We start from the raw sequence: 14758 nt of genomic DNA on the forward strand, positions 1-14758 counted from the left end.
TCGTCATGTGTGGTGGGTCACGCAGTCGCGGAGGCAGGCGACAGATGGGCGCTCCCGCTCAGACTCGCGCGCCGACGAGGTCGGCATGGTGGATCGCTGCGACGTCCGGGTGGGCGCGCAGGCGTGACTTCAGCGCGTTCTCGCCGTAGAGCGCGTGAATCGGGTTGTCCGGGTCGTCCGTCACCCCGTTCGCCTCCGCCGCGAGTTCCTCACTGAGCTCGATCAACGGCAGACGCTTGTCGAGCGCGGGGTTGAAGAAGAACGGGATCGAGATGCGGTCATCCGGTGCCTGCGGAGAGACGACCCGATGGTTCGTCGCCTTGAGGTATCCGCCGGTCGCATACTCGAGCAGCTCCCCGATGTTCACGACGAAGGCCCCGGACACCGGGGGAGCGTCCACCCAGACGCCGTCGCGTTCGACCTGCAGTCCCCCCTTGCCGGGTTCGACCCACAGCAGCGTGAGCACACCGGAGTCCTTGTGCGCCCCGACACCCTGCTGCGGCTCCGGCTCATGGGTGCCCGGGTAGCGCACGATCTTGATGAGGGTCGACGGCTCCCCGAAGTGCTCGTCGAAGTACGTCTCGTCGGCACCGAGCGCCAGCGCCCAGGCGCGCAACAGTGTGCGCGAGACCTCCGAGAGGGCTTCGTGCCACTCAGCCACGACCTCCTCCAACTCCGGTTGTGCAGCCGGCCAGAGGTTCGGCCCGATCAGGCGGTTGAACGCGGGGCCGTCGTCCAGAGGCTCTCGCTCGGGCCCGATGTCGATCTGCTCACGCCAATCGACCTCGCCCCGGGTGCGCTCGCCGCCGATGCGGGTGTAGCCACGGAAGTGCGGACTGTTCACGTTCTCGATCGCGAGCTTGTCCTCCTCGGGGAGGGCGAAGAAGTCGCGCGCAGCGCGGTGCAGACGTGATTCCAGCTCCGGGGAGATGCCCGTGCCGGTGAGATAGAAGAAGCCGACGTCGTGCGTCGCCGTCCGGAGGCTCTCACAGAAGCGTGCCGCGGCCTCGGGGCCTTGATCGAGCTGGGACAGGTCGAGGATCGGGAGCGAGAGTTCAGCCATGGACCGAGGGTACGTCGGCCGTCCAGGAGTGAGGGCGACTGTTGCGTCGCGTTACCGCGCACGTTCGTCCAGCCCGACGCATCCTGTTCCGATATCGCGTCGAGGGGATGCTAGAGTCCTGGAGGTAAGGGATGCCTTACCTCAGTCATCGCAAGAGAGTTCTCCCGTGCTCGCCACATTTCTCATCGGCCTCCGTGAAGGTCTGGAAGCCGCGCTGGTCGTCGGCATCCTCGTCGCCTATCTCCGTCGCCTCGGCCGCCAGGATGCGCTCCCGAAGATGTGGGCCGGAGTGGGACTCGCGATCGCCCTCGCCCTCGGCATCGGCGCCGTGCTCACTTTCGGTGCCTACGAGCTCACGTTCGAGGCGCAGGAGCTGATCGGCGGCGGGCTCTCGCTCCTGGCCGTGGGCATGGTCACGTGGATGATCTTCTGGATGCAGCGCGCCGGACGCACGATGAAGGCGACGCTGGAGGGTGGTCTCGATCGTGCGCTCACCACCGGCGGGCTCTGGGCGCTGGTCGCGATCGGTTTCGTCTCCGTCGCTCGTGAAGGTATCGAGACGACTCTCCTGCTGTGGTCGATGGTGCAGGCCTTCGGCGACGCTCCCTCCGCTCTGCTCGGTGCGCTGCTCGGCCTCGCCGCCGCCGTCATCGTCGGCTGGCTCATCTCCCGCGGAGCCGTGAAGCTCGACCTGCGCCGCTTCTTCGCGTGGACCGGTGGTTTCCTGGTCATCGTCGCGGCCGGCGTGCTCGCTTACGCGCTGATGGATCTGCAGGAGGCGGGTGCCCTCCCCGGGCCGTTCACCGCCGCTGCACCGCTCGACCCCGTGACGGGCGCGGTCACCGTCGGCGGAGCGGGGTTCCCGTTCGGCTGGGCCTTCGACGTGTCGGCCGTCATCGCGCCGAGTGGTCCGCTGGCCGCGTTGCTGCAGGCCACGGTCGGCTTCATGCCCGCGATGACGTGGGTCCAGGTCATCGCGTGGACCCTCTACATCCTGGTCGTCGGATCACTGTACGTGCGGGGCCTGCGGTCTCCGCGTCCGGTGCGGTCACACGACGCGCCGCAGCCCGAGTCCGGGCCGCCACCCACTTCTCTCACACAACAAGGAGCAGCATGACCACCTCTCACCGTGTCCTGTGGACCCTGGCGGCCGCGGGTGCCGCAGTGCTCGTCCTGAGCGGGTGCGTCGCGAAGAGCGACGTCGCCGCGGATGCCGCGTTCGCCGTATCCTCGACCGCTACCGACTGCGCCGTGTCGGCGGCCACGGCCAAGAGCGGGACGCTCACCTTCGACGTCAAGAACGACACCGATCAGGTCTCCGAGTTCTACCTCCTGGCCGAAGACGGTCTCCGCATCGTCGGCGAGGTCGAGAACATCGCCCCCGCGGCATCCCGCACCCTCACGGTCGTGGCACAGCCGGGAGAGTACTTCACTCTCTGCAAGCCGGGCATGATCGGTGACGGAGTCGGCAAGGCGGCCTTCACCGTCACGGGCGATAGGGTGGCCGTCGAAGGACCCGACGCCGAGCAGAAGCAGCAGGCGGTCGACCTCTACGCTGCGTTCGTGAAGGACCAGGTCGGCCAGCTCGTCCCGGCCGTCGAGGACTTCGTCACCGCGTACGAATCCGGCGATGACGCCGCTGCACGGGAGCTCTTCCCGCAGACCCGTGCGTTCTACGAGCGCATCGAACCGGTCGCCGAGGCACTGGGCGACCTCGACCCGCGCATCGATTACCGTGAGGTCGACGCGGTCGCCGAGGGGTTGGACTGGACAGGCTTCCACCGCATCGAGAAGGACTTGTGGGTGCCGGCGCAGGACGCCCTGAATGCCGACGGCGAGACGTCGGCCTGGCAGGACTGGGCGCCGTCGACGCCCCAGGAGCGCGCCGACTACGGTGACCTGCTTCTCGCCGACGTCCAGGAGCTGTACGAGTACGTGCACTCGGACGACTTCACGACGGCTCTCGACGACCAGGGCATCGGCGGGATCTCCAACGGCGCCATCGCGTTGCTCGACGAGGTCGCGACGGGAAAGATCTCCGGCGAGGAGGACTGGTGGTCCGGGACCGACCTCTACGACTTCGCGGCGAACGTCGAGGGGTCCAAGATGGCTTTCTCTCTCGTGAAGGACTTCGCCGTCGCGCAGGGCGAAGACGGGAAGGCGCTCGTCGGCGAGATCGAAGCGGGTTACGCGTCCCTCGATGATTCGCTCGCCGCACACGGTTCGCTGATGGACGGGTTCGTCGGATACTCCGAGCTGACGGAAGCCGACAAGCGGGAGTTCACCGATCTGATCAACGCCCTCGCCGAGCCGCTCTCGCAGCTCACCAGCACGGTTCTCGACTGATCAGCCGCGTGCCGAACCGACCGGATACCATCACGGACGTGAACGAACCTGAAGAGGGCGACGCACCCGACGAGGCGGCGACGCGCGATGCATCCGCCTCCGGTGGATTGAGCCGACGAGGGCTCCTCGGTCTGGCGATCGGCGGAAGTGTGGCGGGGCTCGCCGTCGGAGCGGGCGCCGGGCTCGCCGGAGGTGTGGCGCTGGGGCGCGCGCGAGCGGCGGAGGACGCGCACTCGGCGTACGGCTTCTTCGGCGAGCACCAGGCCGGCATCACCACCCCGGTGCAGGATCACCTCCACTTCGCGAGCTTCGACATGATGCCGCGCACGGACCGGGAGGACCTGATCTCGCTGCTGCAGGATTGGTCGTATGCGGCCTCGCGGATGGCGCAGGGCCTCGAGGTCAGCGCGACGGGTGCCGTCGGAGGGCCGGCCGAAGCGCCTCCGGACGACACGGGTGAGGCCCTGGGCCTTCCTGCCTCGGGACTCACCCTCACCTTCGGTTTCGGCCCGGGACTGTTCGAGAACGAGGAAGGCGACCGCTACGGCATAGCTGCGCAGCGGCCGTCGGGGCTGGAGCGCTTGCCGGCGTTCCTCGGGGACGACCTCGACCCGCAGGCATCCCACGGAGACCTGTGCATCCAGGCGTGTGCGGATGATCCGCAGGTGGCCGTGCACGCGATCCGCAACCTCAGCCGCATCGCGTTCGGACGCGCGCGCTTGCGCTGGTCGCAGCTGGGCTTCGGCAAGACGTCACGCACCACGACGACGCAGGCGACGCCGCGCAACCTGTTCGGTTTCAAAGACGGTACGGCGAACATCCTCGCCGATGATGCCGCCGCGCTCAGGGATCATGTCTGGGTCTCGACCCAGGATGAGCCCACGTGGCTCGCCGGCGGTTCGTACCTCGTCGCCCGCAAGATCGCGATGCTGATCGAGACCTGGGACCGGGTGCGCCTGTCCGAGCAGGATGCGATCATCGGGCGGGACAAGGGGGAGGGGGCTCCTCTCTCCGGGGGTGACGAGTTCACCGCGCCCGACTTCCAGGGCACCGCGATCGATGAGAACAGTCACGTGAGCCTCGCGCATCCCGAGCACAACGACGGCGTCCGGATCCTTCGTCGTGGATACAACTACGTCGATGGCAACAACGATCTCGGACGACTCGACGCCGGGCTGTTCTTCCTCTCCTACCAGCGCGACCCGGCGCAGTTCGTTTCCCTGCAGCGGCGACTCTCGACCGATCGGATGAACGAGTACATCCGGCACGTCGGTTCAGGGATCTGGGCGGTTCCCGCCGGGGTGGAGCCGGGGTCGTACATCGGAGCCGACCTCTTCGCCTGAACTCAGGGTATCGGGAGGGCATCCTCGAGGATCGCGACCACCGAGGCCGCCATCGCGTCGGCACCGGCATGGTCGTTCGCGCTGATCGTCACGACCGCGTCGTCGAGGAAGATCAGGAGCTGACCGTACGCTCCGTGCAGCCGCCACGCAGGGCCGGGGCCGCCCCATCCCGCGAGCCCATAGCGGTCGTATCCGGGGTTCTCGCCGGCGACGACGGCATCCTCATGCATCGCGTCGATCCACTCCGGCGACACCAGCCGTCTGCCTCGCCACTGCCCGCGGTCTCGGATCAGCAGCCCGATGCGCGCCATCTCGTTCGTACGGAGGGGGAGACCGCCGCCGGCTTCGATGCGTCCGTTCGGGCAGCGTGCCCAGGCGACGTCGGTGATGCCGAGCGGAGCGAAGAGCCGCGCATCCAGATACTCGCCCACATCGCCCACTCGCGCCGCGAGAGCCGTCATCGCGGTGTAGGTGCTCGCGTTGGAGTACTGGAAGACGCGCCCGCGTGATGGGCGTCGGAGGAACTCGCGCGCCAGGTCGGGCCAATCCGTCATCAGGGTCTCCGACCAGGGGAGATCGATCCCGCTCGACATCGTCAGGAGATGGCGCAGCGTCACCTCGTCGACCCCGTCACCGTGCGCGAAGTCGGGAAGAGAGGCGACCACCGGTTCGTCGACGTCGACCAGCCCCTCGTCGGCGGCGAGGGCAGTGCCCAGGACGCAGACGCCCTTCGCGACGGAGTGCACGTCTTCCCGGACGTCGGCGGTCCACCGGTGCTCGGCCTCGGCGTCGCCGATGCGCACGTGCAGTCCGTGTGCGCCGAAGCCGGAGAGCGTGGCTGCCTCCACGATGCTGTCGCGCACGGCGTGCGCCACGCTCATGGCCGTCACGAGGTCGGACGCGGACGCCGCGAGCCGGTGGGATCGTTGCGACGCCCTTCCCGTCGAGTGAGCTCGGGGTCGGCGAAGAGCCACCCCGGACGCGGTTCGATCAGCGGGCGGAAGACCCAGCGCACCGGCCGGGTCGCGAGCAGAAGTGCGACGAGCACCGAGAGTGCGGTGACCAGAGGCAGCCAGAGCCAGGTGGGTTCGAGGTCTCGGAGGACGCCTGTCTCGCGGAACGGATAGAGCACGAAGGAGTGCAGCAGGTAGACGTACATCGTGTACTGACCGAAGGACGTCCACCAATACGAACCGCGGGGGATCAGGAGGAAGAACGCCGCGCACAGCACGACGGCCAGCAGCATCAGGGCGATCCGGATCCCGCCCGCCCACCACTGGTCGCCGCCCAGATCGGAGTAGGCGTCCTCGTAGAACAGCCAGTGTCGAAGGTCGATGGCCTGCCAGAGGGGCAGCCAGTTCCAGGCCGCCCAGCCCGTTGCGGCGAGGACGGCGACCGCGGCAGCGCGGATCCACCACGGGCGGAAGTCGAGCAACCGCAGTCGATCGACGATGTCATGCTCGCGGAGCCACCAGCCGAGCGCGAAGAACGGGAGGAGTCCGAGCGTGCGGGACAGGGAGAAGGTGCTGTCGACGTTCGGGAGATAGCCCGAGCCGATCGAGATCAGGACGGTCCACAGCAACGGCCAGCGCAGCAGCGCGAGGTAGGGGAGGATCAGGCGGAAGATGCCGAGGGCGAGGAGGAACCAGAGCGTCCAGCTCGGCTTCGTGAAGTTGGGCGATGCCTCGCCTTCCACGGCCCACTTGGTGAGGGTCCAGAGCGTCTCGAAGATCACGTAGGGGAGGATGATGTCCGTGATCACCCGGGCCATCTGCGTCTTGGTGGGGGAGCCGGACTTGGAGAAGTACCCGGAGATGATCGCGAACGCCGGCATGTGGAACGCGTACAGCGCGAGATAGAGGGCGAACGCGATGTCGGAGTCGTAGGTGAGGCGTTGTATCGCGTGTCCGAGGACGACGAGCACGATGCACAAGTACCGTGCGTTGTCCCAGAACGGCACGCGCCGTCTTCGTCGCGGGATCGAACCTGTGGTGGGCCCTGTGAGGTCGGCGCCGGTACTGCTCATCGTCCGAGATTACAGCCCGGGAATAAAGTTGCTGTGAGCGCGTTGACACAGTTACATTCAAGTGAATAGAACCGGATGCGAGTCATCCGGTTCGGAGAACACGGAGCAATCATGAGCGAGCAGTCAGGCGCGCAGGCGATGCAGTTCGGCATCATGTCGGTCAGCGACATCACCCGCGACCCCCTCACCGGCATCACCCCCAGCGAGCAGGAGCGCATCAAGGCGACGACGGCCATCGCCGTCCACGCGGAAGAGGTCGGACTCGACGTCTTCGCCATCGGCGAGCACCACAACCCGCCGTTCTGGTCCTCCAGCCCCACGACCTTCCTGGCGGCACTGGCCGCGCAGACCGAGCGCCTCATCGTCTCCACGTCGACGACGCTCATCACCACGAACGACCCCGTGCGCATCGCCGAGGAGTACGCGATGCTCCAGCACGTGTCCGACGGCCGCATGGACCTCATGCTCGGCCGCGGCAACACCGGACCGGTGTATCCCTGGTTCGGGCAGGACATCCGTCAGGGACTCCCGCTCGCGATCGAGAACTACGCGCTGCTGCACAAGCTGTGGCGTGAGGACGTGGTCGACTGGGAGGGGAAGTTCCGCACTCCGTTGCAGGGCTTCACCTCGACGCCTCGTCCGCTCGACGGCATCCCGCCGTTCGTCTGGCACGGGTCCATCCGCACCCCGGAGATCGCGGAGCAGGCCGCCTACTACGGTGACGGCTTCTTCGCGAACAACATCTTCTGGCCGAAGGAGCACTACCAGCGCCTGATCGAGCTGTACCGGCAGCGCTTTGAGCACTACGGCCACGGGACCAGGGAGCAGGCCATCGTGGGTCTGGGCGGACAGGTGTTCATGGCTGCGAACTCGCAGGACGCGGTCAACCGGTTCCGTCCATACTTCGACAACGCGCCGGTCTACGGCCACGGGCCGAGCATGGAGGACTTCACCGAGATGACTCCGCTCACCGTCGGCTCCCCGCAACAGGTCATCGACCGCTACGCCGCCATGCGGGAGCACTACGGCGACTACCAGCGACAGCTGTTCCTGATCGATCACGCGGGCCTGCCGCTGAAGACGGTGCTGGAGCAGCTTGACATCCTCGGCTCCGAGGTCGTGCCCGTGCTCCGCAAGGAACTCGCGAACGACCGTCCTGCCGCAGTACCCGACGCGCCGACCCACGCGGCACGCGTCAAGGCCGAGTTCGGCGACGGGCCGACCCGTCAGGCCCGTCCCGGCGCCAACCGCGGCGACAACCTGACCGGCGACTCGCCGTATCAGGACTCTCCTGCCCCCGCCGGCGCGGCATTCGGGCTCGGCCGGAAGGAGGCGTGAGATGACCACGCGTCGTATCGCCGTCGTCTCCGCCGGCCTGTCGAACCCGTCCTCCACGCGGATGCTCGCCGACCGGCTCGCGACCGAGACCGTCAAGGCGCTCGCCGAGCAGGACATCCAGGCGAGTGTCGACGTCATCGAGCTTCGTGACTACGCACACGACATCACCAACAACATGCTGACCGGCTTCGCGCCGCCTGCGCTCGAGACCGCGATCAACACCGTGGTCTCGGCCGACGCTCTCATCGCGGTGACGCCGATCTTCTCGACGAGCTACTCGGGGCTCTTCAAGTCGTTCATCGATGTGCTCGACCCGGATTCCCTCCGGGGCAAGCCCGTGCTGATCGGTGCGAACGCCGGCACCGCGCGACACTCTCTCGCGATCGACTACGCCATCCGGCCGCTGTTCGCCTACCTCCACGCCGATGCCGTCTCGACCGGGGTGTTCGCCGCGTCGAGCGATTGGGGTGGTTCCGGCGACGATGTGGCTCCGCTCGGCAAGCGTGTGGAGCGAGGAGCCAGAGAGCTCGCAGAGGCGATCGTCCGTCGGGAGGAGACGACGGTCGAGGACCCGTACGACCCCGCCACGTACCTGGGCGAGGGGCGCTCGTTCGGGCACATGCTGGGCGGGCTGGCCGGCGAGTGAGCCGGATCACGACTCGCCCCTGACGGGTGACGGTCAGGCGGTCGGTCCGGTCCGCCGCTTCCAGTCGTACTCGGTCTCCGGGCGTCCGCGCGTCCCGTAGCGCGCCGCCCGCGTGAGCACGCCCTCCGCCACGAGGTGCTCGAGGTACCGACGCGCGGCGACCCGGGACATCCCGAGCCGTTCGGCGGCCTCCCGTGCCGACAGCGGGCCGGAGGTCCGCAGCACGGCGCTGATCTTCTCGAGCGACGCGACGGACAGGCCCTTCGGCACGGCGACCGCGCCCGTGGCACGGCCGAGGAGGGCGTCGATCTCCGCCTGGGTCGCTTCGCCTGCGGTCGTCGTGGCCTGCTCCCGATGGGCGCGGTACCCGTCCATCCGCTCCTGGAACACGGCGAACGGGAACGGCTTGATCAGGTAGTGGTAGACGCCGAGGGCCGCCATCTGACGGACGGTCTCGGCGTCGCGCACCCCGGTGATCGCGATGACGTCGGTGGCTTCCGCCCGAGCACGCAGCGTCCGCAGCACATCGATCCCCGACCCGTCCGGCATGGTGATGTCGAGCAGGACGAGGTCGAAGGCAGCGGCGCCGGGCCGATCGAGCACCGCGTTCAAGGCTGCGCGGGCGCTGCTGCACTCTCCGGCGACGATGAACCCGTCGAGGCGGGCCAGGTAGTCGCGGTGGAGTTCGAGCGTGAGGGCATCGTCGTCGACGAGCAGCGTGCGGATCATGGGCGTGACCTCCGCGGCCCGGTCGCTGCGGGCAGGACGACGCGGAACGTCGTCGGTCCGTCACTGATCGAGACCGTGCCGCCTGCTCCAGTGACCACGGACCGCACGAGTGCCAAGCCGACGCCGCGTCCCTGGGCGTCCGCGGGCTTGGTCGAGTAGCCCTGTTCGAAGATCCGGTCCTGCTGGGCTCGCGGGATACCCGGGCCGCTGTCGGAGACCTCGAGCACCACCTCACCTTCCTCCCCGGAGCGCAGGGACACCCGCACCCAGCGATCCTCGGACTCTGCGGCCGCATCCATCGCGTTGTCCACGAGGTTGCCGAGCACGGAGACGGCGTCGACCGGCGAGAGCGGGGTACGCGGAGTCTCCGGCTCGATGTGCACGCGCCAGTCGATGCCACGCTCTTTGGCCTGCGATGCTTTCCCGAGGAGCAGCGCACCGACGGCCGGGTCACCGTGACGCCGCGCCGTGACCTGATCGACGAGAGATTGACTCTGGCGAGACGTCTCGGTCAGGATCTCGATGGCTTCGGCGCTGCGACCCAGCTCGAGCAAGGCGACGGCGGCATGCATCCGGTTCCCGTGTTCATGGGTCTGGGCGCGGAGGGCATCGCCGAGCGTACGGATCGACTCGTACGAAGAGACCGCATCGCGCAACTGCCCCGGCGGAAGGTCTCCCGTGATGCGCCGCGTCGCCCGCCGCGCGATCACGGCCCCGGCCGCGCCGAGTGCGATCAGCCCGGCGGTGATGCCGAGGGTGAGGGGCAGCCGGCGGATCAGGGTATCGCTGATGGTCTCGGTCGTGACGCCGGCCGAGACCCACCCGATCACCTCTCCGTCTGCGGCGGTCACGGGCACGATCGTCCGCACGGACGGTCCGAGCGTGCCGGTGAAGACCTCTGTGAGGCTGCGGGCGGCGGTGGGGATCGTTCCGAGGTAGCGTTTGCCGATCTGTGCCGGATCGGGGTGCGTGATCCGGATGCCGTCGGGCGTCATGATCGTGATGAAGTCGAGGTCCGCGCGCGCGATCACGTCCAGCGTGTAGGGCTCGAGCACGTCGGTGGCTGCCTCGGCGTCCGTGCCGGCGAGCCCGGCAACGACCACCGGCGAGACCGCCAGAGCCTCCGCGGTGGCAGCCGTGACCCGCTCCGCCTCGGTCCGGAGCGCCCGTTGGGCCTCCACGACGAGGAAACCGGCCACCAGCACGCCGATCACGACGGTCGCGCCGAGCAGCACGAAGAACACGCGAGAGGCGGTGCTGCGCCCGGGGGAGGTGCGCGTCATCGCGTGCCTCCGATCGTCGATGGTCCGTGCCGAGACCAATACGACCACAAATCGTGCTGCGCCGCGAAGTCGGCGACTCTGGGACCCGATCGGCGGCACCGCAGCCGCCACCGGACGACGACGTCGACGATCAAGGAGGACGCATGGCGCTCACGACAGGATTCGCACTCCCGAAGTTCAACTGGCGACGGGGGAAGCACGCGTGGGACAGGCATACGTGGCTCTACGTGTCCGTCCTGATCGCCGTGGTGCTCGGTGCCGTGGTGGGTCTGGTCTGGCCGGAGATCGGCCAGGGGTTCGAAGCTCTCGGCAAGGGCTTCGTCGCGCTGATCAAGATGATGATCGCGCCGATCATCTTCTGCACGATCGTCGTCGGGGTCGGCTCCATCGCCAAGGCCGCGACCGTGGGCAAGATCGGCGGGCTGGCACTGCTCTACTTCATGGTGATGTCGACGTTCGCACTCGCGATCGGACTGCTCGTGGGCAACATCATCCACCCCGGCGCCGGACTGGACATGGCCTCCGCGACCTATGACGCGGCCGACACGGAGGCGAAGACGACGCAGGAGTTCATCCTGGGTATCATCCCGACCACGTTCTTCTCGGCCTTCACCGGTGAGAGTGTGCTGCAGGTGCTGTTCATCGCGCTCCTCGTCGGCTTCGCGCTGCAGGGGCTCGGTGAGCGCGGGGCACCCATCATGGAGGCGGTCAAGCAACTCCAGAAGCTCGTGTTCCGCATTCTCGGGATGATCCTGTGGCTGGCCCCGATCGGGGCGTTCGGTGCGATCGCGGCGGTGGTGGGCAAGACCGGGATCGCAGCGATCTGGAGCTTGGGCATCCTGATGGGTGCGTTCTACATCACGTGCATCCTGTTCATCGTCGTGGTCTTGGGAGCGCTGCTCTGGACGGTGGCTCGGGTGAACATCTTCTCGCTCATGAAGTACCTGGGACGGGAGTACCTCCTGATCGTCGGTACCTCTTCCTCGGAGTCCGCGCTCCCGCGTCTGATCGCGAAGATGGAGTTCGTCGGCGTCTCCAAGCCGGTGGTCGGCATCACGGTTCCGACGGGATACTCGTTCAATCTCGACGGCACGGCGATCTACCTGACCATGGCATCGCTGTTCATCGCCACCGGGATGGGGCAGCCGATGTCGATCGGCGAGCAGATCGGACTGCTGGTGTTCATGATCATCGCGAGCAAGGGCGCAGCCGGGGTCACCGGCGCGGGGCTCGCGACGCTCGCCGGTGGTCTGCAGGCCTATCGTCCCGATCTCGTCGACGGTGTCGGGGTGATCGTCGGCATCGACCGGTTCATGTCCGAGGGCCGTGCCCTCACGAACTTCACCGGCAACGCCGTGGCTACGCTCCTGATCGGCACCTGGACGAAGCAGATCGACCGGGCGCGCGTGCGCCGGGTCCTCGGCGGCGAGCTGCCGTTCGACGAGTCGCTGCTCGATGGGGTGGACGCGCACGCGACATCGGGCGGGTCGCAAGGGGCCGATGTCCAGGACCTGCGCGAGGCGGCTCTCACGGAGATGGCGGCGAAGGAGGAGCGGGCTCGGATGCGGGCCGGAAGCGCCTGACCGAAAGAAAGAGAGAGGGATGCGGGAGTCCGAGGAACGGACTCCCGCATCCGCGCGGTCAACCGCTCTTGCGTCGGAACTCGCGCCGGGTCTGCGGGGCGTGCGCGCTGTGGACGGCGGAATCGCCGTCGAGGTGTGCCTCGCCCTGCCGCTGGTGCGCGTTCTTCTTCTCGAGCGCTTCCTTGAACTTGCGCTTCATCTCCTCAGACGAGGAGGCGCCTTCTTCGGTGCTCATGACCTGAGCCTAGAGCACCCGGTGCAACGGGTCACCCTCTCTCGATCGCGCACCCGGCGAGCAGCGGGCCCGAGTCGGTCGCCGGATCGACCGACTCGGGAACCGGAGATCGGATAGCCGGTGACCCGTCGACCAGCATCCGGTGAACATCCGGTGCCGAGTGCCGTCTTCCGACGATGCGGCCTTCGAGTGCCGTCATTCTGGGGATGTGAGAGTAGCGATCGTCACAGAATCCTTCCTTCCGCACATGAACGGCGTCACCGGCTCCGTCCTCCAGATCCTGCGCCACCTCGAGCAGAGAGGTCACCAAGCACATGTCGTGGCTCCGGCCGCCGTCGGCGTCCCCGAACAGGTCGACGGCGCCCCGATCGAGGCGATCCCGAGTCTCGGACTGCCCGGCTACCCCGACGTCAGGGTGGGAACGTCGGGTGCGCAACGCATCGCTTCCTCCTTGCGACGCTTCGCGCCCGACGTCGTCCATCTCGCCTCCCCGTTCGCTCTCGGCTGGCGGGGCGTGCTCGCCGCCGAGCGGCTCGACGTCGCGAGCGTCGCCGCGTATCAGACGGACGTGGCCGCCTACACCGAGAGGTACCGGATGGCGGCGACCACGGGGATCGCTCAGACGCACATCGCACGACTGCACCGGCGGGCGACGATGACCCTCGCGCCCTCCGCCGATGCGGCGCAGCAGCTCGCCGCACTCGGTGTGGACCGTGTCCGCGGCTGGGGGAGAGGGGTCGATGCCGAGCGCTTCCAACCCACGCGACGCGACCCCGCGCTCCGTGCGACTTGGGGCGCCGACGTCGTGATCGGCTACGTCGGTCGGCTCGCCCCCGAGAAACAGGTCGAGGACCTCGTCGTCCTCCGCGACATCCCGGGCGCCCGGCTCGTGATCGTCGGGGACGGGCCCAGCAGAGCGCAGCTCGAGACCGTGCTCCCGGATGCCCTTTTCCTCGGACACCTCGACGGTGACGCGCTCGCCGCAGCGATCGCGTCGTTCGACCTGTTCGTGCACCCGGGGGAGAGCGAGACCTTCGGACAGACACTCCAAGAGGCCCATGCCAGCGGTGTCCCCGTCATCGCCACCGGGCGTGGCGGACCCCTGGACCTGGTGCGCATGGGCATCGACGGGTGGCTGTACCGCCCGGGGGACCTCGACGACCTCCGTGCGCGCGTGGCCGATCTCGCCGGCGACACCCGCAAACGCCGGGCCTTCGGGGAAGCCGGACGCGACGCCGTGCAGAGCCGCAGCTGGACCGGCGTGTGCGACCGGCTCCTCGAGTACTTCGACGAGGCGCAGGCGCTGCACCACGCGGATTCCCGCGCCCGCGCGCGCAGGCGCGTGCGACCGGAGCCGCCCGCGCCGGTCACCGATCGGAAGTGGCACCGCTATGTCGCGCTCGGCGACTCACTCACGGAGGGACTGTGCGATCCGGCCCCCGACGGGACCCTCCGTGGCTGGGCCGATCGCCTCGCCCTGCTGCTCGCCGCCCGGGGCGACCTGCACTACGCGAACCTCGCCGTCCGCTCCCAGCGAGTGCACGACGTCGCCGGCGTCCAGCTGACCAGGGCCCTCGAGCTTCGCCCGGACCTCGTGTCGATCTTGATCGGAGCCAACGACCTCGTGAAGCGCCGTGTCGATGTCTCCGCGCTCGCCGCAGAGCTCGAGGTCGCGGTGCGGCGGTTGCGGGCGATCGGTGCCGACGTGCTCCTCGTGACGCCGTTCCTCCCCGGTCGCCGTGCGGCGTGGATCTACACCCGCAGGTTCTCCGCCTACGCGACGGCTCTGACCGGGATCGCTGCGCGCACCGGGGCCATGCTGATCGACACGGATCTGCACCCTCAGCTGGCCGAACACCCGAACTGGGGCGAAGACCTGGTTCATCTGAGCAGCCGGGGGCATCGCTTCCTCGCGTATCGGGCGGGTGAGCTCCTCGGGGTGCCGGACGCCGACGCTCTCGGAGCGCTCGATGCCGCACTGCACGAGCACGAGCCCCTCGGCGTGGGGGCGTGGTGGCGGCGTCACGCACTGCCCTGGGTCTGGCGTCGTCTGCACGGTCGCGTTGCGGGCGACGGGCGGACGGCGAAGCACGATGACTACGTCCGCCTCGGAGGATCGTCGGCTCCCCGATCCGCGTTCGTCGGCTGAGTCCCCTCAGGACGGGG

The 14758-nt window shown here is 68.4% G+C and carries 13 protein-coding genes; 7 read left to right on the forward strand and 6 right to left on the reverse strand.

Features of this window, described 5'->3' with window-relative positions; genetic code table 11:
* Positions 1-58: 58 nt before the first annotated feature.
* Positions 59-1063 carry a 2-oxoglutarate and iron-dependent oxygenase domain-containing protein gene (locus tag E0W80_RS00115; protein WP_131490849.1) on the reverse strand — a complete coding sequence of 335 codons (1005 nt, stop codon included), beginning with the start codon at positions 1061-1063 and terminating at the stop codon, positions 59-61.
* 166 nt (positions 1064-1229) lie between these two features.
* Between E0W80_RS00115 and efeU the strand changes: the two genes are divergently transcribed.
* Genes efeU through efeB form a run of 3 tightly spaced genes read left to right on the forward strand, consistent with a single transcriptional unit; the run spans position 1230 to position 4752 of the window.
* Positions 1230-2180, forward strand: coding sequence for an iron uptake transporter permease EfeU (gene efeU / locus E0W80_RS00120; protein WP_131490850.1), 951 nt, complete (start codon positions 1230-1232; stop codon positions 2178-2180).
* Positions 2177-3409, forward strand: a complete 1233-nt coding sequence (efeO, locus tag E0W80_RS00125; RefSeq protein ID WP_131490851.1) for an iron uptake system protein EfeO — start codon at positions 2177-2179, stop codon at positions 3407-3409. The genes efeU and efeO overlap by 4 nt, the downstream gene beginning before the upstream one ends.
* 38 nt (positions 3410-3447) lie before the next feature.
* A complete protein-coding gene (gene efeB, locus E0W80_RS00130) occupies positions 3448-4752 on the forward strand; it encodes an iron uptake transporter deferrochelatase/peroxidase subunit (protein ID WP_194239214.1) in 1305 nt (434 codons plus the stop codon).
* A 2-nt stretch (positions 4753-4754) separates the two neighbouring features.
* On the opposite strand, the gene E0W80_RS00135 is transcribed toward efeB, so the two are convergent.
* Together E0W80_RS00135 and E0W80_RS00140 are read right to left on the reverse strand one after the other, a co-directional pair.
* The gene (locus tag E0W80_RS00135) at positions 4755-5633 is read right to left on the reverse strand and encodes a serine hydrolase (protein ID WP_131490852.1); all 879 of its coding nucleotides are present in this window, start codon (positions 5631-5633) and stop codon (positions 4755-4757) included.
* Between the two features lie 5 nt (positions 5634-5638).
* Positions 5639-6778, reverse strand: coding sequence for an acyltransferase family protein (locus tag E0W80_RS00140; protein WP_131490853.1), 1140 nt, complete (start codon positions 6776-6778; stop codon positions 5639-5641).
* A gap of 111 nt (positions 6779-6889) precedes the next feature.
* Between E0W80_RS00140 and E0W80_RS00145 the strand changes: the two genes are divergently transcribed.
* Positions 6890-8116, forward strand: coding sequence for an LLM class flavin-dependent oxidoreductase (locus tag E0W80_RS00145; protein ID WP_131490854.1), 1227 nt, complete (start codon positions 6890-6892; stop codon positions 8114-8116).
* Between the two features lies 1 nt (position 8117).
* The gene (locus E0W80_RS00150) at positions 8118-8762 is read left to right on the forward strand and encodes an FMN reductase (RefSeq protein WP_131490855.1); all 645 of its coding nucleotides are present in this window, start codon (positions 8118-8120) and stop codon (positions 8760-8762) included.
* Between the two features lie 33 nt (positions 8763-8795).
* On the opposite strand, the gene E0W80_RS00155 is transcribed toward E0W80_RS00150, so the two are convergent.
* The gene (locus tag E0W80_RS00155; protein ID WP_131490856.1) at positions 8796-9491 is read right to left on the reverse strand and encodes a response regulator; all 696 of its coding nucleotides are present in this window, start codon (positions 9489-9491) and stop codon (positions 8796-8798) included.
* A complete protein-coding gene (locus E0W80_RS00160; protein ID WP_131490857.1) occupies positions 9488-10774 on the reverse strand; it encodes an ATP-binding protein in 1287 nt (428 codons plus the stop codon). Before E0W80_RS00160 ends, E0W80_RS00155 begins: the two co-directional genes overlap by 4 nt.
* Before the next feature lie 143 nt (positions 10775-10917).
* On the opposite strand from E0W80_RS00160, the gene E0W80_RS00165 reads away from it, so the two are divergent.
* Positions 10918-12357, forward strand: coding sequence for a cation:dicarboxylase symporter family transporter (locus E0W80_RS00165; RefSeq protein ID WP_131490858.1), 1440 nt, complete (start codon positions 10918-10920; stop codon positions 12355-12357).
* Between the two features lie 58 nt (positions 12358-12415).
* Here the strand turns inward: E0W80_RS00165 and E0W80_RS19065 are convergent, their stop codons facing one another.
* Positions 12416-12592 (reverse strand): DUF5302 domain-containing protein, encoded by a 177-nt coding sequence (locus E0W80_RS19065; protein ID WP_165875365.1) that lies wholly within the window; start codon positions 12590-12592, stop codon positions 12416-12418.
* Between the two features lie 247 nt (positions 12593-12839).
* Here E0W80_RS19065 and E0W80_RS00170 point away from each other — a divergent pair, with 247 nt between their 5' ends.
* The gene (locus E0W80_RS00170) at positions 12840-14741 is read left to right on the forward strand and encodes a GDSL-type esterase/lipase family protein (RefSeq protein WP_240740420.1); all 1902 of its coding nucleotides are present in this window, start codon (positions 12840-12842) and stop codon (positions 14739-14741) included.
* Positions 14742-14758: the final 17 nt, after the last annotated feature.

Origin of the sequence: Microbacterium sp. PI-1, assembly GCF_004337555.1 — a bacterium.
Lineage (GTDB): Bacteria > Actinomycetota > Actinomycetes > Actinomycetales > Microbacteriaceae > Microbacterium > Microbacterium aurugineum.

Excerpts from the sequence above, each read along its gene's own strand:
- E0W80_RS19065 (WP_165875365.1), bottom strand. The coding sequence starts at position 12,592 with ATGAGCACCGAAGAAGGCGCCTCCTCGTCTGAGGAGATGAAGCGCAAG.
- E0W80_RS00145 (WP_131490854.1), top strand. The coding sequence starts at position 6,890 with ATGAGCGAGCAGTCAGGCGCGCAGGCGATGCAGTTCGGCATCATGTCG.
- E0W80_RS00140 (WP_131490853.1), bottom strand. The coding sequence starts at position 6,778 with ATGAGCAGTACCGGCGCCGACCTCACAGGGCCCACCACAGGTTCGATC.
- efeO (WP_131490851.1), top strand. The coding sequence starts at position 2,177 with ATGACCACCTCTCACCGTGTCCTGTGGACCCTGGCGGCCGCGGGTGCC.
- E0W80_RS00150 (WP_131490855.1), top strand. The coding sequence starts at position 8,118 with ATGACCACGCGTCGTATCGCCGTCGTCTCCGCCGGCCTGTCGAACCCG.
- E0W80_RS00155 (WP_131490856.1), bottom strand. The coding sequence starts at position 9,491 with ATGATCCGCACGCTGCTCGTCGACGACGATGCCCTCACGCTCGAACTC.
- E0W80_RS00135 (WP_131490852.1), bottom strand. The coding sequence starts at position 5,633 with ATGAGCGTGGCGCACGCCGTGCGCGACAGCATCGTGGAGGCAGCCACG.
- E0W80_RS00115 (WP_131490849.1), bottom strand. The coding sequence starts at position 1,063 with ATGGCTGAACTCTCGCTCCCGATCCTCGACCTGTCCCAGCTCGATCAA.
- E0W80_RS00165 (WP_131490858.1), top strand. The coding sequence starts at position 10,918 with ATGGCGCTCACGACAGGATTCGCACTCCCGAAGTTCAACTGGCGACGG.
- E0W80_RS00170 (WP_240740420.1), top strand. The coding sequence starts at position 12,840 with ATGAACGGCGTCACCGGCTCCGTCCTCCAGATCCTGCGCCACCTCGAG.
- E0W80_RS00160 (WP_131490857.1), bottom strand. The coding sequence starts at position 10,774 with ATGACGCGCACCTCCCCCGGGCGCAGCACCGCCTCTCGCGTGTTCTTC.